The sequence below is a fragment of the Streptomyces sp. NPDC086777 genome (assembly GCF_040702065.1).
Classification (GTDB): Bacteria; Actinomycetota; Actinomycetes; order Streptomycetales; family Streptomycetaceae; genus Streptomyces.
In genome coordinates this window covers 386,658-409,832 of sequence record NZ_JBFBJI010000001.1, presented here as the reverse complement: position 1 = coordinate 409,832, position 23,175 = coordinate 386,658, and the positions used below count along the sequence as shown (strand labels likewise).

The window sequence follows — 23,175 nt, the reverse complement described above, 5'->3', positions numbered from 1 at the left end:
GCCAAACCTTCTGACCCGTTCGGGCGTTATGGACGTGCGGGGAAGTCGAGTGTGAGGACCATGGAAGCGTGAGTCATGTGTCTCCGGTGACCCGTGCGAGCCGGTTCTCGCTCGCCGCCGCTCTGGTGCTCGGGACGTTCACGGCCGGGCCGAGGACCTGGGCGGCGGCGGGGTGCGTGTCGTCCGTGCCGTACGTCTCCGGTGCGGGCGGCTACGCCCAGTTCCGCATTCCGGCCGTCGTCCGCAGCGGGCACGGCACCCTGCTCGCGTTCGCCGAGGGGCGGCACTCCACCACCGGGGACAGCGGCGACATCGACGTCGTGCTGAGACGCTCCACCGACGGCGGCTGCACCTGGGACCCGCTCCGGGTGGTGACCGCCGGCGACGGGGACACCCGTGGCAACCCGGCGCCGGTGGTGGACCCGCGGAGCGGCCGGGTCGTCCTGGTGACCTCGTACAACGACGGCTCGGTGAACGAGGACCAGATCATGCGCGGCCAGGTCACCGCGGCGCAGAGCCGCCGGGTGTACGTGCAGCACAGCAGCGACGACGGCCGTCACTTCACCCGCCCGCACGAGATCACCGCCCAGGTGAAGCATTCCGGCTGGCGCTGGTACGCCACCGGCCCCGGGCATGCCGTCGCGCTCACCCGGGGACCGCACCGCGGCCGCCTGGTCGTCGCCGCCGACCACTCCGCCGCCCCGCGCGCCGGCTCCGCCGACACCGGCCGGGAGGCCAGGTACTACGGCGGCCACGCGATCTACAGCGACGACGGCGGCCGCAGCTGGCACCTCGGCTTCGTCGACGACTCCTACACCGGACACGACAACGCCAACGAGACGACCGCCGCCCAACTCCCCGACGGAAGTCTGTACTTCAACGCCCGCGACCAGAACGGCTCCAGCCCCGGCAACCGCCTGGAGGCCTGGTCGAGCGACGGCGGCGAGAGCCTGGACGCCCCGTACACGGTGCAGCCGACCCTGTCCAGGGTCCCGGTCGTCGAGGGCTCCGTCCTCCAGCTCCCGGGCGGCGAGGGCCCGCTGCTCTTCTCCGCCCCCTCGGTCCCGACGGCCCGCCGGACCATGGCCCTGTGGACCAGCACGGACCAGGGCATCACCTTCGAGAAGTACCTCGCCCTGTCCGACCTGAAGGCCGCCTACTCGGACCTGGTCCAGGTGGACAAGGGCACGGTGGGGGTGCTGTACGAGACGGGCACCAGGACGGCGTACGACACGATCGAGTTCCGGCGGGTCGCGGCCCCCTGAGCGCAGCGGCCTTCGCCTGCCGGGCAACCGAATCCACGGATTGGGCGGTCTGGAGGGCGAGGGGGTGGCTGATGCAGGCCGAACTTGAGGCCCAGTTCCAGGAATTCGTCAGAGCACGGTGGTCGCAGCTCGTCCGGACCGCCTATCTGCTCACCGGTGACCCGCACCACGCGGAGGACCTGACGCAGACCGCGCTGGCGAAGGCCTACCGGTCCTGGCGGCGCGTCTCCCGGACCGACCATCCGGAGGCGTACGTCCGCCGCATGCTGGTCAGCTGCAACAGCGATCGGTTCCGCAAGCGCCGGGTCGCCGAGTCGCTGACCGACGCACCGCCGGAGCGCGCGGGGTATGACGACGCCGTCTCCCGGGCCGACGAGCGCGGCACGCTGCTCGCGGCCCTGGCCGGGCTGCCGCCGAGGCAGCGCGCGGTGGTGGTGCTGCGGTACTGGGAGGACCTGTCCGAGGGGGAGGTCGCCGAGGTGCTCGGCTGCTCGCCGGGCACGGTCAAGAGCCAGGCGTCCAAGGGCCTGGCGAAGTTGCGTACGGTTCCGGGGCTCGCGCAGGCCATGAGCCACGCGGCGCCCGTGCAGGGAGGCAGCAGGTGAGCGGTCAGAGGCAGGGCGGGGCGCCCGAGCCGGAGTTCGAGGCCCGGGTGCGGGCGCTGCTGGCGGGGGACGCGTCCCTGGTCCGGCCGTCGCCGGTGCCGTACCCGGAGATCCGGCGCCGGGGCGTGCTGGAGCGGCGGCGGCGGCGCCTCGCCGTGGGCGGGGCGGCGCTGGCGGCGCTGGCGGCGGTGCCGGTCGGGGCGTACGCGCTGGGCGGCGGCACCACGACGAGCCCGGCCGGCCCCAGCCCCACGGTAGTGGCCAGCGAGCGCCCGGCCCCGACGAGCCCCACGGGCCCGGCCGGTCCGACGGGTCCGGCCACCGCGTCCGCCGCGGCGCCGTCCGGGACCCCCTCGGCCCCCGTGACGGCCTCGTCACCGTCCACGGCCCCGACCGCCCCGGCGCCCCCGGCCTCCGCGCCGCAGCAGCTGCTGGACGGGATCACCTTCGACCAGGCCGCCGAGGGGCTCGGCAAGTGCCTCGACTACAACAAGGCGCACCGCCTCCCCAAGGACCCGACCTACACCGACCTGGGCAGGCCGGCCGACTACCGGATCGTCCTGGCGATGCGCAGCACCGGTGACTCCAACGCCCCCGGCGACGGCTACTTCGTGGTCGCGGTACGGGAGAAGCCGGTGCCGGCCCGGCTCATCTGCACCGTCAAGGACGGCGCGGCCTCCGGTCTGAACACCAGCATCGGGGACCCCTTCGGCGACGCGCGGACGCCCGTGGTCCCGGACCTCAACAGCGGCAAGCTGTACCAGCAGACGATCCTCGACAAGGGCGCCTGGAAGCTCCCGTTCCGCTGGGGGATCATCGGCGGCTACCGCCCCTCGGTGGCCACGATGACGGTCTCCTACGGCGGCGACGCGGGCGAGGTGGTCCTCGACCACGGCTGGTTCGTCGCCACCGGCACCCTGCACAAGCAGGTCACCGTGGCCCCGCACCTGAAGGGCTACGACGCGGCGGGCAAGCTCGTCTACGACTCCGACCACGACGCGTCGTACGAGAAGACGCTGCCGTAGCGGCGGGTCAGCCGGTGCCGACGCCGCGCAGCAGGTTGGCGACCAGCTGTTCCGCGAACTCCTCGGTGAGGGGCTCGTCGGGCAGCAGCAGGCGATGGTAGCAGGCCCCCCAGAGCTGGTCGACCAGGACCCGGGGGTCGACGTCGGCGCGCAGCTGGCCGCGGTCCTGGGCACGCCGCATCGTCGCCACGGCCAGTTCGCGGCGCGGCTGCGTGTAGCGCCGGCTCAGGGCGGCGGCGAGGTCGGGGTCGGTCTGCGCCTGGCCGATGAGCCCGCCGATGATCCGCCCGGCGGGCGTCTTGGTGAGCAGCCGGACGAACGCGCGGACCTGGGACGTCAGGTCGGTCCCGATGTCGCCGGTGTCGGGGAAGGCCAGGGCGGACTCGACGGCGTGGAAGTAGCCGTCGAGCGCGAGCGTGCCGCGCGAGGACCACCACTTGTGCAGGGTCGTCTTGCTGACCCCGGCCTCCTGGGCGACCCGCTCGAAGGTGAAGGCCGCCAGGCCGTCGCGCAGGAGCAGTGCGCCCGCGGCGGCGAGCACGTCGGCCCGCACCTCGTCCGCGGGCCGCCGCCCGCGCCCGCGCCGCACCGGCGTCCCTTGCGTCCGCTGCTCCATGCGCTGCCTCCTGAACCGTGCTCCCGCCTATATGGACTCAGCGTACATTAAGTGTCGCACGGGTCACCGGGGCCGCGGTGCGCCGTCTGCCGGTCGCCGTCCGTCGTCTGTCGGCCGGGGGCGGCGCGGTGGATTCCAGGGGGGCGTCGGTCGCCCGGCCGGAGGCTCCCGTCGGGGGGTGACTCCCGCGCGTCCGCGGCGCCGTGGACCCCGCCCAGGCGGCACCATTGGTCCCACCTCTGACGGTTTACGCCATTCGCGCGCCTTGCCTTGACCGTCCCCGAACCCTTTCTTATGGTCGCGCTAACACCGGACGTCCGACGTCTCCTTTCCCCCACGCTGGAGGCACCGTGCGCGACGAGGCGACCCACGGCCGCAGGACGTTCCTGAAGCACGCCGGGGCCCTGGGCGCGGCCGCGTCGCTGACGACCCTGACGGCCTGCGGCCCCAGGTCCACGATCGACCTCGGCGGCAGCGGCTCGGACCGCACCCTCACCGCGGTGATCGGCTACGGCAACGACGGCAGCTGGGACCCCACCCAGACCGCGTCCGCGTTCGCGATGGCCGCCAACAACCACATCTACGAGGGCCTGGCCGACACCGACCCGATCACCCGCGCCCCCTACCCGGCGCTGGCGACCCGGCTGCCCGCCGATGCGAACGCCACCACCTGGCGGTTCACCCTGCGCTCCGGGGCCACCTTCCACGACGGGAGACCGGTCACCGCCGACGACGTGGTCTTCGTCTTCGACCGGATCCTCGACCCCGGCACCCAGACCCTCGCCCAGGGCTTCTTCGCGAGCTGGCTGAAGGAGGCCCGCAAGGTCGACACCCGGACCGTCGACCTGGTGCTGAGGTTCCCCTTCCCGGACGGCCTCGCCCGCCTCACCCTCGCCAAGATCATGCCGGCGCACGTGTTCTCCCGGCCGGGCGCCTGGGACGACGCGATCAAGGGACTGGCGGTCGGCTCCGGACCGTACCGGCAGACCGGGCACCATCCGAAGTCGAACACCACCTTCGCCGCGTACGACGGCTACAACGGTCCCCGCAGGCCCGCCTTCCGGAAGATGAACTGGCTGGCGATCGTCGACGCCGCCTCCCGCGTGGCGCGGATCTCCGGCACCGGCGCCGGCGCCCAGGTTTCCGACAACATCCCCTACGCCAACATCCCCCGCCTCGAACAGGGAGGACTGTCGGTCGGCGGCGGCGCCGGGATGAACAACGCCTTCCTGATGTTCAACACCCGGCACAGACCCTTCGACGACGTCCGGGTCCGCCAGGCCCTGCACTACGCCATCGACAAGGCGAAGATCGTCGAGGTCGCCCTCAAGGGTCACGGAAGACCCGCGAGTTCGTTCCTGAACGAGACCAACCCCGCCTACCGCCGGGCGAAGACGGTCTACGACCACGACCCCGACCGGGCGAAGGCGCTCCTGAGGGCCGCCGGAGTCGACGGCCTCCGCGTGAACATCCTCGCGGCCGACGTGAGCTGGCTCGTCGACTGCCTGCCCACCATCAAGTCGTCCTGGGACGCGATCGGCGTCGCCACCACCCTGTCCCCGCAGGAGACCACGGCCGTGTTCACCAAGATGGACCAGAAACAGGACTACCAGGTCGTCGCCGCCGTCTCGAACCCCAACCAGTTCGGCCTCGACGCCGACCTGATCATGCACTACAACTACGGCCCCCGGAACCTGTGGATGGGCTACGCCCGCTGGGCCGACAACGCCGTCGCCAAGCAGCTCTTCCGGGACATGGACGCGGCCACCCGCGAACCGGACCCGGACAAGAAGAAGACGATGATCCAGGACTACCTCGACGTCGTCGCCGAACAGGCCGTCCTCTACCCGGTCGTCCACAACGAGCTGATCACCGCCTGGGACCCGCGCAGACTCACCGGCATAAGGGCACAGCCCTACCCGGGCATCAACGTCCTCACCGCCAAGTGGGCCTGACCGCATGACCGCCGTCCTGCGCATCCTGGCCCGCCGCACCGCCCTGCTGGTGCCCCTGCTGCTCGGCATCGCCCTGTTCGTGTTCCTGGTGATGCGGTTCTCCGACGTCGACCCGGCGTCCGCGTTCTTCCAGGGCGCCAACCCCACCCCGCAGCAGCTCCACGACTTCCGCGCCCGCAACGGTCTCCTCGACCCCCTCCCGCTGCGCTACGTCCACTTCGTCGGCGGCCTGCTCCACGGCGACCTCGGCACCAGCGCCCTCACCCGCACCCCGGTCCTCGACCAGGTCCTCACCGCCCTGCCGCTCACCCTCCAGCTGACCTTCCTGGGCCTCGGCATCGCCGTCGTCCTGGCCCTCGCCGGCGGCGTCACCGCGGCCATCCACCGCGACCGCTGGCCCGACCAGGCCATCCGCGTCCTCTCCCTGGTCGGCGTCGCCGCCCCCGCCTTCTGGCTGGCGTTGCTGATGATCCAGTACCTGGCCGTCGACCGCGGCTGGTTCCCGGCCGGCGGCTACATCAACCCCGAGGACTCCGTCACCGGCTGGCTGCGGACCATGGCCCTGCCCGCCCTCGCGCTCTCCCTGCCGGTGGCCGCCCAGCTCACCCGGATCGTGCGCACCTCGGTGGTCGAGGAACTCGACAAGGACTACGTCCGCACCGCGATCGGCAACGGCCTGCCACCCCACGTCGTGGTCGGCCGCAACGTCCTGCGCAACGCCCTGGTCAACCCCCTGACCGTGCTCGGCCTGCGGGTCGGCTACCTGCTCGGCGGCGCCGTCGTCATCGAGACCGTCTTCGCCCTGCCCGGCATGGGCAGGCTGATGATCGACGCCGTCCAGAACGGCGACCCCGCCGTCGTCCAGGGCGTCGTCCTCACCACCGCGACCGGCTTCGTCGTCGTCAACCTCGTCATCGACATCCTCTACCTGCTGGTCAACCCGCGCCTGAGGGAGGCCACATGACGACGTTCACCCGCGCGGCCCGCGCCACCGCCCTCGCCCGCCCCGGCGTACGGCTGCGCAGGCTGTCACCGTCGTCCAGGGCGGCCCTCGCCTTCCTGACCGTGATCGTCCTGGTCGCGGTGTTCGCCCCCCTCCTCGCCCCCGACGACCCGCTCGCCCAGCAGGCCCCCGCCGACGGCACCGGCCACCCCTCCGCCGGCCACTGGATGGGCCAGGACAGCCTCGGCCGCGACATCCTCAGCCGGCTGATGTACGGCGCCCGATGGTCCCTCGCCATCGGCCTCGGCGCGACCGGCCTCGCCCTGGTCGCCGGAGCCCTGCTCGGCGCCCTCGCGGCCACCTCCCGCAAGGCCGTCGACGAGACCCTGATGCGCTGCCTGGACGTGGTGATGGCCTTCCCCGGCATCGCCCTGGCCGCCGTCCTCGTGGCCGTCTTCGGTGGCGGCATCACGGTCCTGATCTGCGCGATCGCCTTCCTGTTCACCCCGCCGGTGGCCCGGGTCGTGCGCGCCAACGTCCTCGACCAGTACGGCGAGGACTACGTCACCGCGGAACGCGTCATCGGCGCCCGCACCCCGCACATCGTCGTCCGCCACGTGGCGGTCAACTGCCTCGCCCCCGTCCTCGTCTTCTGCACCGTCCAGATCGCCGAGGCCATCGTCTTCGAGGCGTCCCTGTCCTTCATCGGCGCGGGCGTCCGGCCCCCCGACCCCTCCTGGGGCAGCGTCATCGCCGACGGCAAGAACATGGTCCTGACCGGCGGCTGGTGGGCCACCCTCTTCCCCGGCCTGCTCATCCTCCTCACCGTCCTCTCCCTCAACATCCTCTCCGAGGGCGTCTCGGACGCGTGGGCGTCACCGGCGGGGAAGGAGACGGAGCCGGCCCCGGATCCGGTCGCGGCGCCCGAGCCGGTGGAGGCCCTGGAGTTGCCCTCACTGGCCGAGGCCGCCGAACGGCTACGGGCCCGTGCCCGTCCCCTGCCCTCCCATGAGGGACCACCCGTGCTGTCCGTGGAGAACCTCGCGATCGGCTTCCCGGACCGCCACCGGGGTGTGAACATCGTCAACGGCATCAGCTTCGACATCCACCCGGGTGAAGTCCTGGGCCTGGTAGGGGAATCGGGCTGCGGAAAGTCCCTGACGGCCCTGACCGTCATGGGCCTGCAACCGAGGACGGCACGGGTGACGGGCGAGATCCTCTTCAACGCCGTCGGCCGAAGCGCCCCTTCAGGGGCGCGGGGAACTGCGCGACCGGTCACAACGCACCCGCGGCCGCCGGTGGACCTGACCACCCCCCACCGCCACCTCCTCGGCCACGAGATCGCGATGGTTTACCAGGACGCCCTGTCCTCCCTGAACCCTTCCATGACGGTCAGCGCACAGCTCAGACAGCTGGTGAGACGCGGGGGCCACCACACGCCTGCCGAGTTGCTCTCCCTCGTCGGCCTCGACCCCACCCGCACCCTGCGGAGCTACCCCCACGAACTCTCCGGTGGCCAGCGCCAACGCGTCCTCATCGCGATGGCCCTCTCCCGCGACCCCCGCCTGATCATCGCCGACGAACCCACCACCGCCCTCGACGTCACCGTCCAGGCCCAGGTGATGGAACTCCTCCTCCGCCTCCGCGCGGAACTCGGCTTCGCGCTGATCCTCGTCTCGCACGACCTCGCCCTGGTCGCGGACGTCACCGACCGGGTGGTGGTGATGTACGGCGGCCAGATCGTCGAGACCGGCGTCACCGCCGAACTGGTCGGCGCCCCCACCCACCACTACACGCGCGGCCTGCTCGGCAGCGTGCTGTCGCTGGAGGCGGGGGCCGAGCGGCTCACCCAGATCAGGGGCGTCGTCCCGTCGCCCGCCGACTTCCCCGCGGGATGCCGCTTCAGCGACCGCTGCCCCGCGGCGAGCGAGATCTGCCGTACGACACCACCCGGCCTCACCGGCACCCCCACCCACGCCGCGGCCTGCCACCACCCGGCCGTCGACCTGGCGGCGAGCGCGGAGGCGGTGACATGAGCGCGGTACGGCTGACCGGCGTCGACGTGGTCCACCGGGCCCGTGGCGGGGGCCTGTTCGGCCGGGACCGGGTGTACGCGCTGACCGGCGCCGACCTCACCGTGGCGGCCGGCGAGACCGTCGGCGTGGTCGGCGAGTCGGGGTGCGGGAAGTCGACGCTGGCGAAGGTGCTGGTCGGCATCCAGCGGCCGACGGCCGGCACGGTCACCTTCCACGGCCGAAACCTGTGGACGATGCCGCCGGGCGAACGCCGGACCACGGTCGGCGCGAGCACCGGCATGGTCTTCCAGGACCCGTCGACGGCCCTCAACCGCCGCCTGTCCGTACGCCGTGTCCTGCGCGACCCGCTGGACGTCCACGAGCGCGGCACGAAGGCCGAACGGGAGGACAGGGTCCGGGAGCTGATGAGCCTCGTGGGCCTGCCCCGGGCGCTCGCCGAGGCGCTGCCCGGCCAGCTCTCCGGCGGCCAGCGGCAGCGCGTCGCGATCGCCCGCGCCCTCGCCCTGGACCCCGACCTGGTGGTGGCGGACGAACCGACCAGCGCGCTGGACGTCTCGGTCCGCGCCCAGATCCTCAACCTCCTGCTGGACCTGCGCGAACGCCTCGGCCTGGCCATGGTCTTCGTCTCGCACGACATCCAGACGGTACGGCGGATGAGCGACCGGGTGATCACCATGTACCTGGGCCGGATCGTCGAGGACACCCCGGCCGCAGACGTCACCGGCCATGCCCGGCACCCGTACACCCGGGCCCTGTTCTCGGCCACCCCGGGCCTGCTGAACCCGATCGACCCCATCCCGCTCACGGGGCCGGTGCCGTCGGCGGCCAGGCCGCCGTCCGGATGCCCGTTCCGCACCCGCTGCTGGCGCGCGGACGACGCGTGTGCCGTCCGCATGCCTGACTTCACGGCCGCGTCACGGCCCGGTCACCGCTACCGCTGCCACCACCCCGTGGATCCTGAGGAGGAGGACCAGCCGAGCCACAGCCTGCCCAGGGAGCCCTGATGACGCTGCCCACCCCGCTCACCGGTGTCGTACCGCCCGTCTGCACGCCCCTGACACCGGACCGCGAGGTGGACGTCGCCTCCCTGCGCAGGCTCGTCGACCATCTGACGGCGGCCGGGGTGGACGGCCTGTTCGTGCTGGGGTCGACGTCGGAGGCGGCGTACCTGACGGACCGGCAGCGCAGGCTGGTCACCGAGGCGGTGGCTGGCCACGTGGCGGGCCGGCTCCCGGTCCTGGCGGGCGTGATCGACATGACGACCCCCCGGGTCCTGGACCACGTCGCGGCCGTCACCGCGGCCGGCGCGGACGCCGTCGTCGTCACCGCCCCCTTCTACACCCGCACCCACCCCGCCGAGATCGCCCGCCACTTCCGCCTGGTCGCCGAGCGGTCCCCGGTCCCGGTCGTCGCCTACGACATCCCGGTCGCCGTCCACACCGAACTCCCCGCCGACCTGGTCCTCGGCCTCGCCGCCGACGGGGTGCTGGCCGGGCTGAAGGACTCCAGCGGCGACCTGGCGGGCTTCCGCGAGGTCGTCACCGGCAGCAGGGGCCTGACCGGGTTCAGCGCGCTGACGGGGTCCGAGCTGACCGTCGACTCGGCCCTCGCACTGGGCGCCGACGGGGCGGTCCCGGGGCTCGCCAACGTCGACCCGGACGGCTACGTGCGCCTCCACCGCCTCTGCCGCGCGGGCGACTGGGACCGGGCCCGGGCCGAGCAGGAGCGGTTGTGCGGCCTCTTCCGGATGACCGGCGCGGGGGACCCGGCCCGGATGGGCGGCAGCTCGGCGGGGCTGGGGGCGTTCAAGGCGGCGCTGCACCTGCGCGGGGTGATCGACTGCCCCGCCACCGCCGAGCCGCAGGTGCCGCTGTCACGGGAGGAGACCGAGTGCGTGGCGAAGTACCTGGCGGGCGCGGGCCTGATGTAGCGGCCGCCCGGCACTGCCTGTCGTCGTCCCGGACAGACTCCGGCCGAGTCTAGGCACGCAGCGCCACACCGGTGATGCGAAGCGTGAAATTCCCAGGGGCGGGGGAGCCAGGTGAGGTGAACGCGATGAACCTCCCCATCGGCTCCTGTGCCGTCGACGTCCGTACCGGACGGCTGGGCATCGTCATGGGCCACGAGGGCCCCTACGTGCAGTTGCGGCCGTACGGGGGAGGCCGGGAGTGGGACGCGCCCCCCGACGCCGTACGCGTCGCCACCCAGGCCGAACGGTTCACCGCGGCCACCGCCCACGCCAACGCCCGCAGCCGCGGCGAGGCCTCCTGAACGCCGCTTCCCCCGGCGTCCCCTTCCGGCGGCAGGGCAGAATGGGTCCATGAGCCTGTTCCGCGACGACGGCATCGTCCTGCGCACCCAGAAGCTGGGCGAGGCGGACCGGACCGTGCTGCGGCCACACGGGGGACACGGTGTCCGACGGCGGCTGCGCCGCGGGCCGCACCCCCGGCCGCGGGTCGGTGCGCCATGAGTCTCTTCCGGGACGACGGCGTTGTCCTGCGCACCCAGAAGCTCGGCGAGGCGGACCGCATCATCACCCTGCTCACCCGCGGGCACGGCCGGGTGCGGGCGGTGGCTCGTGGGGTGCGGCGGACGAAGTCGAAGTTCGGGGCCCGGCTCGAACCCTTCTCCCACGTCGACGTGCAGTTCTTCGCCCGGGGGAGCGAGCTGGTGGGGCGCGGGCTGCCGCTGTGCACGCAGAGCGAGACCATCGCGCCGTACGGCGGCGGGATCGTCACCGACTACGCGCGGTACACCGCCGGGACGGCCATGCTGGAGACCGCCGAGCGCTTCACCGACCACGAGGGCGAGCCGGCCGTGCAGCAGTACCTGCTGCTCGTGGGGGGCCTGCGGACCCTCGCCCGTGGGGAGCACGCGCCCCATCTCGTCCTCGACGCCTTCCTGCTGCGCTCCCTCGCCGTCAACGGCTACGCGCCCAGCTTCGAGGCCTGTGCCAAGTGCGGCATGCCCGGCCCGAACCGCTTCTTCTCGGTCGGCTCCGGCGGCAGCGTCTGCGTCGACTGCCGGGTGCCCGGCAGCGTCGTACCCTCGCCGCAGACCCTGGTTCTGCTCGGCGCGCTGCTTACGGGAGACTGGGAGACGGCGGACGCGGCCGAGGCCCGGCACGTCCGGGAGGGCAGCGGGCTGGTGTCGGCCTATCTGCACTGGCATCTGGAGCGCGGGCTGCGTTCGCTCAGGTACGTGGAGAAGAGCTAGCGGGAAGAGCTAGCGGGAAAAGCCAGAGGGAGACGAGAAGCACATGGTCGTACGCGGGATCCTGGGGCGTCAGCGCCGCGAGCACAGGGCGCCCGAGCCGCACCCGTCCGGCGCCCGCCCGCCCAAGCTCCCGGGCGAGCTGGTCCCGAACCACGTGGCGATCGTCATGGACGGCAACGGCCGCTGGGCGAAGGAGCGCGGGCTGCCGCGCACCGAGGGCCACAAGGTCGGCGCCGAGCAGGTCCTCGACGTGCTCCAGGGCGCGATCGAGATGGGCGTGCGCAACATCTCCCTGTACGCCTTCTCCACCGAGAACTGGAAGCGCTCGCCCGAAGAGGTCCGCTTCCTGATGAACTTCAACCGCGACTTCATCCGCAAGTCCCGCGACCAGCTCGACTCGCTCGGTGTCCGGGTGCGCTGGGCGGGCCGGATGCCCCGGCTGTGGAAGTCGGTCGCCAAGGAGCTCCAGGTCGCCCAGGAGCAGACCAAGGACAACGACCTGCTCACCCTGTACTTCTGCATGAACTACGGCGGCCGGGCCGAGATCACCGACGCGGTGCAGGCGATCGCCGAGGAGGTGAAGGCGGGCCGGCTCGACCCGTCGAAGGTCACCGAGAAGACCATCCAGAAGCACATGTACTACGCCGACATGCCGGACGTGGACATGTTCCTGCGGCCCAGCGGCGAGCAGCGCACGTCCAACTACCTGATCTGGCAGAGCGCCTACGCCGAGATGGTGTTCCAGGACGTGCTGTGGCCCGACTTCGACCGCCGTGACCTGTGGCGGGCGTGCGTCGAATTCGCCTCTCGCGACCGGCGGTTCGGCGGGGCCATCCCCAACGAGGAACTGCTGGCCATGGAGGGCCGCACGGAGGAGACCCCGTCCGGCACCTGACGGTCACCCCTCGTTCATGAGGGCCGTCGAGGATGCGGAAGATCCATCCCCGGCCACCCCCCGGTCCCCGCCTCTGGAACGGTCCTCATGAAGCGCGTCATCCCCGTCCTCTCGCTCGGCGCCCTGCTCCTGACCGCGCTGCCCGCGCACGCCACGGACACCGGGCTCACCCACCGCGACAGCTACGGCACCAAGGCCGTCTACTCCCCCACGCTCGAACACGCTCGCGCGGGGGGACCCCCATCCGGCCAGAACCCGCGCACCTACCGGCAGCCGCCGGCCGGTTACACCGCCGTCTTCACCGAGAACGTCTCCCGGCACGGCTCCCGTTCCGCCACCGACGGCGAGGACGGCGACACGATCCTCGCGCTCTGGAACCAGGCGCAGGCCGACGGCCAGCTCACCGCGCGCGGCAAGAAGTTCGGCCCGGACGTGCAGGCCCTCGAAGCGGCCATGAGCGCGGTCGGGTACGGCAACCTCAGCGGCCGCGGCAAGGACGAACTCCGCGCCACCGCCGTCCGCCTGGACAAGCGCCTGCCGTCCCTCTTCTCCTCGATCGCGAAGAACGGCGAGAAGATCGACGTCGTCAGCTCCGGCCAGGGCCGCGCGGTCGACAGCGGTACGGTCTTCGCCACCGCCCTCACCGACGCCGACCCGGCGCTGAAGGCCTCGGTGGGCACCGCGCGCGTCGACAAGAACCTCCTCTACTTCCACAAGTCGGCCGGCGGCGCCGACTACCAGAAGTGGCTGGCGAGCGACGAGCGCCTCGCCTCGACCCTGACGTCGGTCACCGACCAGCCGGCCTCGCACCGGGCGGCCGCCCGGGTCCTCGCCAGGATCTTCGAGCCGGCCTTCGTCCAGCGCATCGTGAACGGCGAGTTCGCCTCGACGGCCGACGACATCACCGCCGCCACCGCCGTCTACAACCTCTACGCCATCGCGCCCGCCATGAGCGAGGAGAGCCCGGACGGCAAGGGCTGGGACTTCGACCGCTACATCGCTCCGCGCGACGCGGCCTGGTTCGGCTACCTCGGCGACGCCGAGGACTTCTACGAGAAGGGCCCGAGCTTCTCGGACAGCGACATCACCTACAAGATGGCCCAGCCCCTGCTCGACGACCTCTTCGAGCAGGTCGAGGCCAAGCGGGACGGCACCAGCACGCTGGGCGCGGAACTCCGCTTCACGCACGCCGAGGAGATCATCCCGCTGGCCGCGCTGATGCGGCTGCCGGGCAGCGAGAAGGCGGCGACGCCGGGCAGGACGTACACGTACGCCGACAACCCGTGGCGCGGCGCCGAGGTCGCCTCCCTGGCCTCCAACATCCAGTGGGACGTCTTCAAGAAGGGCGACGACTACCTGGTGCGGATGCTCTACAACGAGAAGGAGATCGCCTTCAAGGCGGGCTGCAGGCCGATCTCGAAGCACAGCACGTTCTACGACCTGAACGAGCTGGAGAAGTGCTTCGACCGGAGCTGACCTGCGCCGGTACGATCCGCCCCATGGTCATGAACATGGGGCGGGACGCCGAACAGGGCGTGGTGGAGCTGGTCTACCAACCGGCGACGGAGGACTTCACGGGAGCGCTGCGGGAACGCGAGCGGCTGCGAGGGCGGCGGTGGGTGCGACCGCGGCGCTGGGCCTTCGTCGTCGTGGCGCTCGCCTTCGTGCTGAACGGCTCGCTCTCCCTGGCGGGGCGCGACAAGCCCAACTGGTTCCTGCTGGTCCTGATGCCCTTGGCCGCGATCCTGGTGTTCTTCACACCCCGGCTCCAGGCCCGCGCGTTCCAGAAGCTCGGCGCCCGCAACGGCACGTTCCGCGCGACCGTGACGGACGCCGGGCTGACGCTGGTCAACGACAACAGCACGACGTCGCTCAACTGGTCGGCGCAGCCCCGCTACCGGGAGACCAAGGACGCCTTCTTCACCTACAGCGACGACAAGAACGTCTCCTGCTTCACCGTGCTGCCCAAGCGGGGGCTCCCGGACCCCGCCGACGCCGACCGGCTGCGGGCGATCCTCGACCGGCACCTCACGCGCGTGTAGCTCAGCAGCTCCCCGCCGCCCCGGCGCAGTCCGCGCAGGTCCCGAAGATCTCCACGGTGTGGGCGACGTTGACGTAGCCGTGCTCGGCGGCGATGGCCTCGGCCCACTTCTCCACCGCCGGGCCCTCCACCTCGACCGCCTTGCCGCACACCCGGCAGACCAGGTGGTGGTGGTGTTCGCCGGTGGAGCAGCGGCGGTACACCGACTCGCCTTCGGACGTGCGCAGGACGTCGACCTCACCGGCGTCGGCGAGGTTCTGGAGGGTGCGGTAGACCGTCGTCAGGCCCACCGAGTCGCCCTTGTGCTTGAGCATGTCGTGCAGTTCCTGCGCGCTGCGGAACTCCTCGACCTCGTCCAGGCACGCCGCCACGGCTGCCCGCTGACGGGTCGAGCGGCCCTTCACGGGCGGTCCAGCGGTCGTCACCGGTTGCCTCCTCACGTCGCTGCCTCTGCCGGGCCATTGTGCCAGTCCCGGCCGACGGCGTTCAGATGCCGACCTCGTCGGCGGCCCCCCGGGTGGCCGGAATCGCGCACTCCGCCGGATCCCCGGCGGGCCGTCGCGCGGCCGCCGCGCGGGCGCGTCGGCGGGCCAGCGGCGCGGCCAGCACGCTGAGCACGACGAACGCCGCGATCGTCAGCAGCACGATCGTCGCGCCCGGCGGGACGTACTGGTAGTACGACGTGATCGTGCCCCCGATCGTCACCGTCACACCGATCGCGACGGCGACGGCGAACGTGGCCGCGAAGCTGCGGCTCAGCTGCTGGGCCGCGGCCACCGGGACGACCATGAGCGCGGAGACCAGCAGCAGCCCCACCACCCGCATCGCGACCGTCACGGTCACCGCGGCCGTGATCGCCGTCAGCAGGTTCAGCGCCCGCACCGGCAGACCGGTCACCCGCGCGAACTCCTCGTCCTGGCTCACCGCGAACAGCTGCCGGCGCAGGCCGAGGGTGACCGCGAGGACGAAGGCCGCCAGCAGGCAGATCGCGGTGACGTCGGACTCCGAGACCGTCGACAGCGAGCCGAAGAGGTACGACATCAGGTTGGCGTTGGAGCCGCCCGGCGCGAGGTTGATCAGCATCACGCCGCCGGCCATCCCGCCGTAGAAGAGCATCGCGAGGGCGATGTCGCCGCGGGTGCGGCCGTACCAGCGGATCAGTTCCATCACGATCGCGCCGAGGACGGAGACCGCCGTCGCCATCCAGACGGGGGAGGTCGAGAGCAGGAAGCCGAGGCCGACGCCGGTCATCGCGACGTGGCCGATGCCGTCGCCCATCAGGGCCTGGCGGCGCTGGACCAGGTAGATGCCGACGGCGGGGGCGGTGATGCCGACCAGGACGGCGGCGAGCAGGGCCCGCTGCATGAAGGCGTAGTTCAGGAAGTCCATCAGCTCAGCAGTCCCGTGCGCAGTGGTGTGTGCTCGTCGTGGGGGTGGACGTGGTCGTGGCCGGGGAGGGCGTGCTGGCCGACGGCGCGCGGTGGCGGGCCGTCGTGCAGCACGCAGCCGTCGCGCAGGACGACCGCCCGGTCGATCAGGGGCTCCAGCGGGCCCAGTTCGTGCAGGACGAGGAGGACCGTGGTGCCCTGCCCGACCTGTTCGCGCAGGGTCCGCGCGAGGATCTCCTGGCTGGCCAGGTCGACGCCCGCCATCGGCTCGTCCATGATCAGCAGTTCGGGCTCGGCGACCAGCGCGCGGGCGATCAGCACCCGCTGGTGCTGGCCGCCGGAGAGCGCCTCCACGTTGTCCCTGGCCCGGTCCGCCATGCCGACCAGGCCGAGCGCGTGCCGTACGGCCGCGTGGTCGGCCTTGCGGAAGAGGCCGAAGCGGGTGCGGGAGAGGCGGCCGGCGGAGACGACCTCGGTGACGGTGGCGGGCACGCCGCCGGCCGCGGTGGTGCGCTGCGGGACGTAGCCGACCCGCGACCAGTCCCGGAAGGTACGGCGGGGGGTGCCGAACAGCTCGACCTCGCCGCCGCTCACCGGCACCTGGCCGACGATCGTGCGGATCGCGGTCGACTTGCCGGAGCCGTTCGCGCCGAGCAGCGCGACGACCTCTCCGCGGTGCACGGTGAGGTCGATGCCGCGCAGGACGGGGCGCGAACCCAGCTCGGCGGTGACGCCGCGCAGCGATACGACGGGCTCGTCGCTCATGTCGTCGTCTCCTCTCCCGTGGCGTGTCACTTGGCGCCCAGTGCCTGCTGGAGCGCCTTGAGGTTGGCTTCCTGGACCGCGAAGTAGTCCCTGCCGCGGGACCTGGCGGTGATGCCCTCGATCGGGTCGAGGACGTCCGTCTTCAGCCCGGCGTCGGCGGCGATGGTCCTGGCGGTCTTGTCGCTGACGAGCGTCTCGTAGAAGACGGTGGTGACGCCGTCGGCCTTGGCCATGGTCTCCAGGTCCCGGACGCGGGCCGCGCTCGGTTCCGACTCGGGGTCGAGGCCGTTGACGGCCTCCTCGGTCAGGCCGTAGCGCTCGGCGAGGTAGCCGAAGGCGGCGTGGGTGGTGATGAAGACCTTGGACTTCGTGTCCGCGAGGCCGTTCTTGAACCGGACGTTCAGGTCGTCCAGCTGTTTCACCAGCACCGCGGTGTTCTTCCTGTAGTCGGCCGCGTGGTCCGGGTCGGCCTTCTCGAAGGCCTTGCCGACGCCGTCGGCGACCTGGGCGTAGCGCACCGGGTCGAGCCAGATGTGCGGGTCGAGGCCGGACAGCTCCTCGTTCTCGGAGGTGTCGTGGGAGGCCGCGTGGCCGCCGACCTCGTTGCCGTGCTTCTCCAGCGTGGTCAGGGAGGCCGCGTCGATCTTTGTCTGCACGGACGACTGGGCGACCGCGTCGTCGACGGAGGGCTGGAGGTTCTTCAGGTAGAGGACCGCGTCGGACTTCTCGATCCCGATGATCTGCTTCGGGCTGATCTCCAGGTCGTGCGGCTCCTGGCCGGGCTGGGTGAGGCTGGTGACGTGGACGTGGCTGCCGCCGATCCGGTCGGCGAGGTAGGCCATCGGATAGAACGACGCGACGACGTCGAACTTGCCGGTCTGGGCCGCCGTGGCGTCGCCGCCGCAGGCTGTGAGGGTGGCGATGCCGAGTGCGGTGACGGTGGTCGCGGCGGCCGCGGGTATGAGGCGTCGTCGTACGTTCATGAGAGTCATTTTCAACAAACATGGAAACCGTTGTCAACAAGCTGCGGTGAGAGGCCGGTGGGAGGCCGGTGAGGGGAACCGATTTGGTCGAGGGGGAGGACCCGCCGGTACGCTGAAGCATTAGCTCTGAAGCGTCTTTGCTTCGTCGCCCGTCGTCGTAATGAAGAGAGCACCGTGGCCGCCGACAAGATCGACACCATCGTCAGCCTGAGCAAGCGCCGTGGCTTCGTATTCCCGTGCAGTGAGATCTATGGCGGCCAGCGCGCCGCCTGGGACTACGGGCCGCTGGGTGTCGAGCTCAAGGAGAACCTGAAGCGCCAGTGGTGGCGCTACATGGTGACGTCGCGCGAGGACGTGGTCGGTCTCGACTCGTCCGTCATCCTGGCCCCCGAGGTCTGGGTGGCCTCCGGTCACGTCGCCACCTTCACGGACCCGCTGACCGAGTGCACCGCGTGCCACAAGCGGTTCCGCGCGGACCACCTCGAGGAGCACTACGAGGCCAAGCACGGTCGCCTCCCGGAGAACGGCCTGGCGGACGTGAACTGCCCCAACTGCGGCAACAAGGGCCAGTTCACCGAGCCCAAGCAGTTCTCGGGGCTGCTCTCCACGCACCTCGGCCCGACGCAGGACAGCGGCTCCGTCGCCTACCTGCGCCCCGAGACCGCGCAGGGCATCTTCACCAACTTCGCCCAGGTGCAGGTCGCCTCGCGCCGCAAGCCGCCGTTCGGCATCGCGCAGATGGGCAAGTCCTTCCGCAACGAGATCACGCCCGGCAACTTCATCTTCCGCACCCGCGAGTTCGAGCAGATGGAGATGGAGTTCTTCGTCAAGCCGGGCGAGGACGAGAAGTGGCAGGAGTACTGGATGGAGCAGCGCTGGAACTGGTACACCGGCCTGGGCCTGCGCGAGGAGAACATGCGGTGGTACGAGCACCCGAAGGAGAAGCTCTCCCACTACTCCAAGCGCACCGCTGACATCGAGTACCGCTTCCAGTTCGGCGGCAACGAGTGGGGCGAGCTGGAGGGTGTCGCCAACCGCACCGACTACGACCTGAACGCCCACTCCAAGGCCTCCGGCCAGGACCTCTCCTACTTCGACCAGGAGGCCCAGGAGCGCTGGACGCCGTACGTCATCGAGCCGGCGGCGGGTGTCGGCCGCGCCATGCTGGCGTTCCTGCTGGACGCGTACGTCGAGGACGAGGCGCCGAACGCCAAGGGCAAGCTGGAGAAGCGCACGGTGCTGCGCCTCGACCACCGCCTCGCTCCCGTCAAGGTCGCGGTCCTGCCGCTGTCCCGCAACGCCGAGCTGTCCCCGAAGGCCAAGGGGCTCGCCCAGGCGCTGCGCGGGCACTGGAACATCGAGTTCGACGACGCCGGTGCGATCGGGCGGCGCTACCGTCGCCAGGACGAGATCGGTACGCCGTACTGCGTGACCGTCGACTTCGACACGCTCGAGGACAACGCCGTCACCGTCCGCGAGCGCGACTCCATGAAGCAGGAGCGGGTCTCCCTGGACCAGATCGAGTCCTACCTCGCCGGCCGCCTCCTGGGCTGCTAGCCCCGCGCCCCCTCCACCTCCTTCGCCCGCCCTCCACCCGGCCCGCTCGGCTGGAGGGCGGGCGTTCTGGTTCCCCCTACCTCACGAGCACCGGCCCCAGCAGCCCAACCCCGGCCACGACTGCGCTGATTGACCGCCGTCGCGGCGGGTTGGGCGGGTCGGTCGGATGGGGTGTGTGGCGTGGTGGTGTCCGGCAGCCGGGGTGCGCTGCGAGCGCCCGGTGCCGTGGCCCACCCAGGGGCGCGGGGAACTGCGCGATCGGCCCCCGCCGGCCCGCGGGGATCCAACCGTCCGGTCCGGCACCGCCGGTGTCCGCCGCTGTGGTTGACCGCCGTTGCGGCGGGATGGGGTGGGGTGTGTGGCACGTGCGGGTGTGCTGTGGGTGCCGGGTGCCGTGGCCCACCCAGGGGCGCGGGGAACTGCGCGATCGGCCCCCGCCGGCCCGCGGGGATTCGCGGGCCGGTTCTGTGGGTCAGCGGTGCTGTAGGGACTTCACGTTGTTGCCGAAGGTCCAGTTCTTTGAGCCGTCCCAGTTGATCGACCAGGTCATCAGGCCCTTGAGGGACGTGCCGTAGTGGTTCCAGGCCTGGGCGACCAGGGACGGGGACATGTAGCCGCCGCCCGCGCCGGACTGCGCGGGCAGCCCCGGGACCTGCTTGTCGTACGGCACCTTGATCGTGGTGCCCTGCACGACCAGCCCCTTGTTGAGGCAGTCGGTCTGGGCGGTGAAGCCGGCCACCGTGCCGGCCGAGTACGAGTCGCCCGAGCAGCCGTACATGCTGCCGTTGTAGTACTGCATGTTGAGCCACCACAGCCGGCCGTTGTCGGCGTACTTCTTGACGATCGGCAGGTAGGCGCCCCAGATCGACCCGTAGGTGATGCTGCCGCCGGTGACGTACGCCGTCTCCGGGGCCATCGTGAGGCCGAAGTTGGACGGCATCTGGGCGAGGATGCCGTCGATGATGCGGACCAGGTTGGCCTGGGACGTGGACAGCTGGGTGATCGAGCCGCTGCCCACCAGGCCCGTCTCGATGTCGATGTCGATGCCGTCGAAGTTGTACTTCTTCAGGATCGGGACGATCGTCGAGACGAACCGGTCGGCCACGGTGGCGGAGCTGAGGTCGATGCCCGCGGCCGCGCCGCCGATCGACAGCAGGACGGTCTGGCCGGAGGCCTTCGCCGCGCACATCTCCGCGGGCGTGGCCACCTTCACGCCCGTGTCCATGCCGTCCTCCCAGAGGGCCGTGCCGTCGGAACGGATCACGGGGAAGGCCGCGTTGATCACGTTGTAGCCGTGGGCGGCGATCGCGGAGTCGGTGATCGGGGTCCAGCCGAAGGGCGGGTGGACGCCGTTGGCGGAGCCGTCCCAGTTCTCCCAGTACCCCTGCAGCACCTTGCCCGCCGGACGGGACTTCACCGCGCAGGTGTCGGCGGCCGAGGCCGGTGCGGCGGCGGGGAGCTGGGTGAGCGCCGCGGTCGCGAGCGCGGCGGCGAGCAGGGCGAGGGTGCGTCGGATCATGCGGGGCCTCCCGGTGGGGTCGGGGCGCGGCGCGAGTGTCGTAGACATGACAGTGCGCTTGGTCCAGACCTTTCGTCAAGAGGTCTGGACCACTCCGGCATGCGGGGTGCGGCGAGTATGGAATGACAGATATTGAAATCTGTCAGCTGTCATGCCAGAGTGAGGCCATGACGAAGCACACCCGTTCCCTCGGATCCACCGGCCCCCAGGTCTCCGCCCTCGGCCTCGGCTGCATGGGCATGTCCGCGCTGTACGGCGAGGCCGACCGCGCCGAGTCGATCGCCACCGTCCACGCCGCCCTCGACGCCGGCGTGACCCTGCTCGACACCGGCGACTTCTACGCCATGGGCCACAACGAGATGCTGATCGGCGAAGCCCTGCGCACCGCCCCCGCCGGACTCCGTGACCAGGCGCTGACCAGCGTCAAGTTCGGTGCCCTGCGCGACCCGGACGGCGGCTGGAACGCCTACGACGGCCGCCCGGCCGCCGTGAAGAACTTCGCCGCCTACTCGCTGCAGCGCCTCGGCGTCGACCACATCGACGTCTACCGGATCGCCCGCGTCGACCCGGACGTGCCGATCGAGGAGACGGTCGGCGCCATCGCCGAACTGGTCGAGAAGGGGCACGTCCGGCACATCGGCCTCAGCGAGGCCAGCGCGGCGAACATCCGGCGGGCCGCCGCCACCGCGCCCATCTCCGACCTCCAGATCGAGTACGCGATCATCACCCGCGACATCGAGCGGGAGATCCTGCCGACCACCCGTGAGCTGGGTATCGGCATCACCGCGTACGGAGTGCTCTCCCGGGGCCTGATCTCCGGGCACTTCAGCCGCGACCGGCAGCTCGGCGCGGGCGACTTCCGGGCCTTCTCGCCGCGCTTCCAGGGCGACAACCTCCAGCACAACCTCGACCTCGTCGAGGCACTGCGCAAGATCGCCGACGAGAAGGGCGTGACCGTCGCACAGATCGCCATCGCCTGGGTGCTCTCCCGCGGCGAGGACATCGTGCCGCTCGTCGGCGCCCGCACCCGCGACCGGCTCACCGAGTCGCTGGGCGCGCTGGACGTCACCCTGGACGCGGCCGACCTGGCGGCGATCGAGGAGGCCGTACCGGCGGACGCGGCGGCCGGCACCCGCTACCCGGCCGCGCAGATGAGCCATCTCGGCACCGAGCACTGACCACGGCGCCAGGTACCGTCTAGGCCATGGCAGCGACGTCCCCGACCCCGACCCCGGCCCTGACCGCCGAACGCATCCTCGAGGCGACCGAGGAGGTGCTGCGCCGGCACGGCCCGGCCAAGGCCACCGTGGTGGACGTGGCCCGCGCGCTCGGCGTCAGCCACGGCAGTGTCTACCGGCACTTCCGGACCAAGGCGGCGCTGCGCGAGGCGGTGACGAAGCGCTGGCTGGACCGGACCTCGGAGCAGCTGTCCGGCATCGCGGCCGGCGACCGCGCCCCGGAGGCCCGGCTCCGCGACTGGCTGCGTGCCCTGTTCGAGGCGAAGCGGCGCAAGGCGGGCGCCGACCCGGAGCTGTTCGCCACGTACATGGTGCTGGTCGACGAGAACGGGCCGGCGGTCACCGAGCACATCGCCGACCTGACCGGTCAGCTGACCGCGATCATCGCGGACGGGGCCGGAACCGGTGTCTTCACCGTGCCCGACCCCGCCGCCGCGGCCCGCACCGTCTTCCAGGCCACCGGCCGCTTCCACGACCCGGGCTACGCGCGGGAGTGGGTGCGGCCGGAGGCCGAGGACGACTTCGGGTCGCTTGTGGAGCTGCTGGTGCGGGGGCTCAGCTCACCTTGACCGTCACGGTCGGGGAGTAGACCTTCTTGCCGACCGCCGCCACCCGCAGGTGCTCGGTGCCCGGGTTGCTGAGCTTCGTGGTCAGCGAGTAGGAACTGCCGTTCTTCACCTTCGCGGTCGCCTTGAGCGGGATCCACTTGCCGCCCTTCTGGTGCTGGAGCACCAGCGGCCAGCCGACCTTCAGGCCGGAGGTGCGGCCGGTCACGGTCACCGAGTCACCGGCCTTGACCGAAGCGGTGTTCGCCCTGGCCGAGATCGAGGCCGTGGTGGTCGGGGTCGGGCTCGGCTTCGGCTTCGGCTTGGCGCTCATGGTGGGCGACGGAGTCGGCTTGGCCTCGGTGGCGAACGCCCCGGCGGAACCGGCCGACAGCAGGGCCACGGAGAGCGCACCGGCGGCGAGGGCCCGGGAGATCTGGCGCTGGGTGGTGTGCATGGATGTACTCCTGTCGAGGGACGGGGGGACCTCTCAAGGCTTGGCCGGGTCGCGCCGGGCGGCGACCCGGGCGGTCCCGGAAGCGGTGCGCACCGCCCTCGGATCAGGTAAAGATCGCAGGTGGCA

Annotated in this window: 24 protein-coding genes; 17 read left to right on the top strand and 7 right to left on the bottom strand. The window is 71.6% G+C overall.

From position 1 onward, the window contains the following. Positions 1 to 86 precede the first annotated feature (86 nt). The 3 genes from AB0472_RS01860 to AB0472_RS01850 all read left to right on the top strand — a co-directional run bounded on the left by AB0472_RS01860 (position 87) and on the right by AB0472_RS01850 (position 2,895). Positions 87 to 1,265, top strand: coding sequence for a sialidase family protein (locus tag AB0472_RS01860; protein ID WP_366352702.1), 1,179 nt, complete (start codon positions 87 to 89; stop codon positions 1,263 to 1,265). A 71-nt stretch (positions 1,266 to 1,336) separates the two neighbouring features. After that, the gene (locus AB0472_RS01855; RefSeq protein ID WP_351954952.1) at positions 1,337 to 1,870 is read left to right on the top strand and encodes a SigE family RNA polymerase sigma factor; all 534 of its coding nucleotides are present in this window, start codon (positions 1,337 to 1,339) and stop codon (positions 1,868 to 1,870) included. After that, positions 1,867 to 2,895: a hypothetical protein gene (locus AB0472_RS01850; protein ID WP_366352458.1), complete on the top strand. Its 1,029-nt coding sequence runs from the start codon at positions 1,867 to 1,869 to the stop codon at positions 2,893 to 2,895. The genes AB0472_RS01855 and AB0472_RS01850 overlap by 4 nt, the downstream gene beginning before the upstream one ends. 7 nt (positions 2,896 to 2,902) lie before the next feature. Here AB0472_RS01850 and AB0472_RS01845 read toward each other — a convergent pair whose 3' ends face one another. After that, positions 2,903 to 3,511 (bottom strand): TetR/AcrR family transcriptional regulator C-terminal ligand-binding domain-containing protein, encoded by a 609-nt coding sequence (locus AB0472_RS01845; RefSeq protein WP_366352456.1) that lies wholly within the window; start codon positions 3,509 to 3,511, stop codon positions 2,903 to 2,905. Between the two features lie 350 nt (positions 3,512 to 3,861). Between AB0472_RS01845 and AB0472_RS01840 the strand changes: the two genes are divergently transcribed. The 11 genes from AB0472_RS01840 to AB0472_RS01790 all read left to right on the top strand — a co-directional run bounded on the left by AB0472_RS01840 (position 3,862) and on the right by AB0472_RS01790 (position 14,598). Beyond that, positions 3,862 to 5,466 (top strand): ABC transporter substrate-binding protein, encoded by a 1,605-nt coding sequence (locus AB0472_RS01840; protein WP_366352455.1) that lies wholly within the window; start codon positions 3,862 to 3,864, stop codon positions 5,464 to 5,466. A 4-nt stretch (positions 5,467 to 5,470) separates the two neighbouring features. Beyond that, positions 5,471 to 6,430 (top strand): ABC transporter permease, encoded by a 960-nt coding sequence (locus tag AB0472_RS01835; protein ID WP_366352454.1) that lies wholly within the window; start codon positions 5,471 to 5,473, stop codon positions 6,428 to 6,430. Next, on the top strand, positions 6,427 to 8,445 hold the full coding sequence (locus AB0472_RS01830; RefSeq protein ID WP_366352452.1) for a dipeptide/oligopeptide/nickel ABC transporter permease/ATP-binding protein: 2,019 nt from the start codon (positions 6,427 to 6,429) through the stop codon (positions 8,443 to 8,445). Before AB0472_RS01835 ends, AB0472_RS01830 begins: the two co-directional genes overlap by 4 nt. After that, the gene (locus tag AB0472_RS01825) at positions 8,442 to 9,449 is read left to right on the top strand and encodes an ABC transporter ATP-binding protein (protein ID WP_366352450.1); all 1,008 of its coding nucleotides are present in this window, start codon (positions 8,442 to 8,444) and stop codon (positions 9,447 to 9,449) included. Before AB0472_RS01830 ends, AB0472_RS01825 begins: the two co-directional genes overlap by 4 nt. Continuing rightward, complete coding sequence (locus AB0472_RS01820) at positions 9,449 to 10,375, top strand: dihydrodipicolinate synthase family protein (protein WP_366352449.1); 927 nt, start codon at positions 9,449 to 9,451, stop codon at positions 10,373 to 10,375. The genes AB0472_RS01825 and AB0472_RS01820 overlap by 1 nt, the downstream gene beginning before the upstream one ends. Positions 10,376 to 10,500: 125 nt before the next feature. After that, on the top strand, positions 10,501 to 10,716 hold the full coding sequence (locus AB0472_RS01815; protein ID WP_366352447.1) for a hypothetical protein: 216 nt from the start codon (positions 10,501 to 10,503) through the stop codon (positions 10,714 to 10,716). 49 nt (positions 10,717 to 10,765) lie between these two features. Next, positions 10,766 to 10,915, top strand: a complete 150-nt coding sequence (locus AB0472_RS01810; protein WP_366352724.1) for a hypothetical protein — start codon at positions 10,766 to 10,768, stop codon at positions 10,913 to 10,915. After that, complete coding sequence (gene recO, locus AB0472_RS01805) at positions 10,912 to 11,661, top strand: DNA repair protein RecO (RefSeq protein ID WP_366352445.1); 750 nt, start codon at positions 10,912 to 10,914, stop codon at positions 11,659 to 11,661. The genes AB0472_RS01810 and recO overlap by 4 nt, the downstream gene beginning before the upstream one ends. Positions 11,662 to 11,704: 43 nt before the next feature. Then, a complete protein-coding gene (locus tag AB0472_RS01800; protein WP_366352443.1) occupies positions 11,705 to 12,556 on the top strand; it encodes an isoprenyl transferase in 852 nt (283 codons plus the stop codon). 87 nt (positions 12,557 to 12,643) lie between these two features. Continuing rightward, the gene (locus AB0472_RS01795) at positions 12,644 to 14,032 is read left to right on the top strand and encodes a histidine-type phosphatase (RefSeq protein ID WP_366352441.1); all 1,389 of its coding nucleotides are present in this window, start codon (positions 12,644 to 12,646) and stop codon (positions 14,030 to 14,032) included. Between the two features lie 23 nt (positions 14,033 to 14,055). Then, complete coding sequence (locus AB0472_RS01790; protein WP_366352439.1) at positions 14,056 to 14,598, top strand: YcxB family protein; 543 nt, start codon at positions 14,056 to 14,058, stop codon at positions 14,596 to 14,598. A 1-nt stretch (position 14,599) separates the two neighbouring features. On the opposite strand, the gene AB0472_RS01785 is transcribed toward AB0472_RS01790, so the two are convergent. The 4 genes from AB0472_RS01785 to AB0472_RS01770 all read right to left on the bottom strand — a co-directional run bounded on the left by AB0472_RS01785 (position 14,600) and on the right by AB0472_RS01770 (position 17,733). After that, complete coding sequence (locus AB0472_RS01785; RefSeq protein ID WP_366352437.1) at positions 14,600 to 15,022, bottom strand: transcriptional repressor; 423 nt, start codon at positions 15,020 to 15,022, stop codon at positions 14,600 to 14,602. Positions 15,023 to 15,083: 61 nt separating this feature from the next. Continuing rightward, on the bottom strand, positions 15,084 to 15,986 hold the full coding sequence (locus tag AB0472_RS01780; RefSeq protein WP_366352435.1) for a metal ABC transporter permease: 903 nt from the start codon (positions 15,984 to 15,986) through the stop codon (positions 15,084 to 15,086). Further along, complete coding sequence (locus AB0472_RS01775; RefSeq protein WP_366352434.1) at positions 15,986 to 16,750, bottom strand: metal ABC transporter ATP-binding protein; 765 nt, start codon at positions 16,748 to 16,750, stop codon at positions 15,986 to 15,988. The genes AB0472_RS01780 and AB0472_RS01775 overlap by 1 nt, the downstream gene beginning before the upstream one ends. 26 nt (positions 16,751 to 16,776) lie before the next feature. Continuing rightward, positions 16,777 to 17,733 carry a metal ABC transporter substrate-binding protein gene (locus AB0472_RS01770; protein ID WP_366352433.1) on the bottom strand — a complete coding sequence of 319 codons (957 nt, stop codon included), beginning with the start codon at positions 17,731 to 17,733 and terminating at the stop codon, positions 16,777 to 16,779. Between the two features lie 174 nt (positions 17,734 to 17,907). Here AB0472_RS01770 and AB0472_RS01765 point away from each other — a divergent pair, with 174 nt between their 5' ends. Further along, a complete protein-coding gene (locus tag AB0472_RS01765) occupies positions 17,908 to 19,290 on the top strand; it encodes a glycine--tRNA ligase (protein ID WP_366352432.1) in 1,383 nt (460 codons plus the stop codon). A 472-nt stretch (positions 19,291 to 19,762) separates the two neighbouring features. On the opposite strand, the gene AB0472_RS01760 is transcribed toward AB0472_RS01765, so the two are convergent. Further along, the gene (locus AB0472_RS01760; protein WP_366352430.1) at positions 19,763 to 20,809 is read right to left on the bottom strand and encodes a chitinase; all 1,047 of its coding nucleotides are present in this window, start codon (positions 20,807 to 20,809) and stop codon (positions 19,763 to 19,765) included. 167 nt (positions 20,810 to 20,976) lie between these two features. On the opposite strand from AB0472_RS01760, the gene AB0472_RS01755 reads away from it, so the two are divergent. Next, positions 20,977 to 21,987, top strand: coding sequence for an aldo/keto reductase (locus tag AB0472_RS01755; protein ID WP_366352429.1), 1,011 nt, complete (start codon positions 20,977 to 20,979; stop codon positions 21,985 to 21,987). A gap of 26 nt (positions 21,988 to 22,013) precedes the next feature. Beyond that, positions 22,014 to 22,616 (top strand): TetR family transcriptional regulator, encoded by a 603-nt coding sequence (locus AB0472_RS01750; RefSeq protein WP_366352428.1) that lies wholly within the window; start codon positions 22,014 to 22,016, stop codon positions 22,614 to 22,616. On the opposite strand, the gene AB0472_RS01745 is transcribed toward AB0472_RS01750, so the two are convergent. Beyond that, positions 22,603 to 23,049, bottom strand: coding sequence for a hypothetical protein (locus tag AB0472_RS01745; protein WP_366352426.1), 447 nt, complete (start codon positions 23,047 to 23,049; stop codon positions 22,603 to 22,605). The genes AB0472_RS01750 and AB0472_RS01745 overlap by 14 nt on opposite strands. Positions 23,050 to 23,175: the final 126 nt, after the last annotated feature.